Consider the following 2,029-nt stretch of genomic DNA (forward strand, 5'->3'; position numbering starts at 1 on the left):
GTCAAGCAGCTTTTCGTCTGCGCGTCGATCGCGCGATCAGTAGAGCCGCGATTCTCATGAGGTTGTTGGCGAGCACAGCGGCGCCGACCCACAACTCGAAGCGGTCGGGTCCCTCGGCGAGGCAGCGCTTCATGCCGCGGCCTCGGAACAGCACCGAGATGCGCCCCTCGATGCCGGCGCGAAAGCGCTGACCTTGCTTGAAGGCAGCGCTGCTCTCGTACGCTTCGCGCCGCGGCGTTCTCTTGCCGCCGCGCTGCGGAATGCACACGAGCTTGACGCCGGCGCGCTTGCACGATGCCAGGTTCTGCTCGCTGAAGAAGCCGCGATCCGAGCCATACAGCTCCGGCGCCCGGCCAAAGGCTTGCCTGTGGCACTGGAGGGAGGACACCACGTGGACCTCGTCGGGCGGGTTACCCTTCAACACCTCGTATTGCGTGATCAAGCCTCGTGCACTTTCGGCGAGGAAGACCTTGTGGCCGAACTCGATCGGCGTGCGTACCTTGCCGCGCTTGATCAGGTCGGTATGGGGCTCGAAGATGGAATAGACCTTCTCGCCGGTGGGGACCTGCTCACCATCGAGCACGCGACGCCGCGTCTGGTCGATGACGCGATCTCCCAGCCCGCAAAAATGCTCGATCTGTTTGCGCAGCTCCTCGATGGCCATGTCGGCGAGCATGTCCTTGCCGCGCATCGTGCGGGTTTTTTCGAGCCCAGCTCGCGCGTTCCCAACGACGTCCTCGGCAATGCCGATGAGCACCCGGTATGTCCCGGTCTGCTGCGCCTGGCGCTGCCTCGTCGTCATGCGCTGGATCTCGTACATCCGACGCCGCGCCGCGCGCGTGCGGTCGCAAAACCCCTTGATCCGCGGCAATTCCAGCGCTTTTCCCAGACGGCGAACAAAGCGTGTGACGACGCGGACCACGTCCCATAGCAAGGTGTTGTCGGTCGGATGATGGATGTCGGTCTGCACTACCGTCGTGTCGACCCGCAGCTTTGCACCGTCCTCCAATCCGAGCTCGACCGCCGCTCGAACCAGTAGATCGTTCGCCACTTTCAGTGTCTGTGGTGTCAGCCGGATGAAGCCGCGCTGAAACGCGTCATGCTTCGGCACCGGCGCGCAGTAGAAGTCCGTGAACCGACGCAGCGTCAATCCATCGGCGATGCGTTCGCGCAACTCGCGATAGTCCCAGTTCTTGAGCCGCATCAGAACCAGCGAGCGCAAAATCTGCGTCGCCGTCAACCCGTTGCGACCGCTGCCAGGTCGCTTCAGGCCACGCACCAGATCTCGCCGGATTCTCTCGATGATGTCCCGCTGTTCGTCGAGAAAATCGGATATGGCCTCCAGCCGCGGCTCCAGGTGCACACCCTGCTCACCCTGCCGGATCAACTCCCAATCGGCAAAACTGATCTGCCGCGCCGTCGCTCTCACGCTGCTCAGCTCTTCCTACTTTTTGGCGCTTTGGGCCGCTCTCGCTTCAATGCCTTCACGTAGCGCGGCGCAGCCTGCTGCAGCAGCTCCTGCAAGGCCCGTCCGTTGTCCAGCCCGCGGCGCACCTCGGGCACCAGTTCTTCGGGAACGTAGACCGCAACCCGGCGGCCCTTCAGTCGTCCGTATAGGACGTGGCTCGGATGTTGCTCACCCGACATACAAGCCGGACAGTTCTCGCGCACACAGGGGCTGCGGCGAAAGCTCAGGGAGCCAAGCAGCGCAGGCCAAAGCTCCGCTGCCTCGCTCTGCAGCCAGCCAACAACATCGGACGATGATTCGAATCGTGCTTCTTTCATGCATTATATGTGTCATATCGCACACGTACGTGCAACAAAAATGTGCGAACGAATAGCCCTGCAAACCCGCAATCCCCAGTGCTATTTTGCGTTTCGCGACAGAAACTAGTCTAGCGCGACCAAATGGAAACGTTACCGGCGTCAGCAACATCTCGCGCGACCTCTCTGGCAAGCTGGTGCAACACTTGCTCGAGATCGTTCCCGGCATGAATCGTGTCGGCGTGGTGCACAATGCCAGCAATCC

At 62.0% G+C, this 2,029-nt stretch carries 2 protein-coding genes; both read right to left on the bottom strand.

Annotated features, from left to right (window positions below):
• Position 1 precedes the first annotated feature (1 nt).
• Positions 2-1,429, bottom strand: a complete 1,428-nt coding sequence (locus VN934_11515; protein HXM19419.1) for an ISNCY family transposase — start codon at positions 1,427-1,429, stop codon at positions 2-4.
• Between the two features lie 5 nt (positions 1,430-1,434).
• Positions 1,435-1,785, bottom strand: a complete 351-nt coding sequence (locus VN934_11520; protein HXM19420.1) for a DUF6788 family protein — start codon at positions 1,783-1,785, stop codon at positions 1,435-1,437.
• Positions 1,786-2,029: the final 244 nt, after the last annotated feature.

The organism is Candidatus Tumulicola sp. (assembly GCA_035601835.1).
GTDB lineage: Bacteria > Vulcanimicrobiota > Vulcanimicrobiia > Eremiobacterales > Eremiobacteraceae > DATNNM01.

What these genes read in the sequence shown, in the direction of transcription:
- VN934_11520 (HXM19420.1), bottom strand. Translation starts at nt 1,785, where the DNA reads ATGAAAGAAGCACGATTCGAATCATCGTCCGATGTTGTTGGCTGGCTG.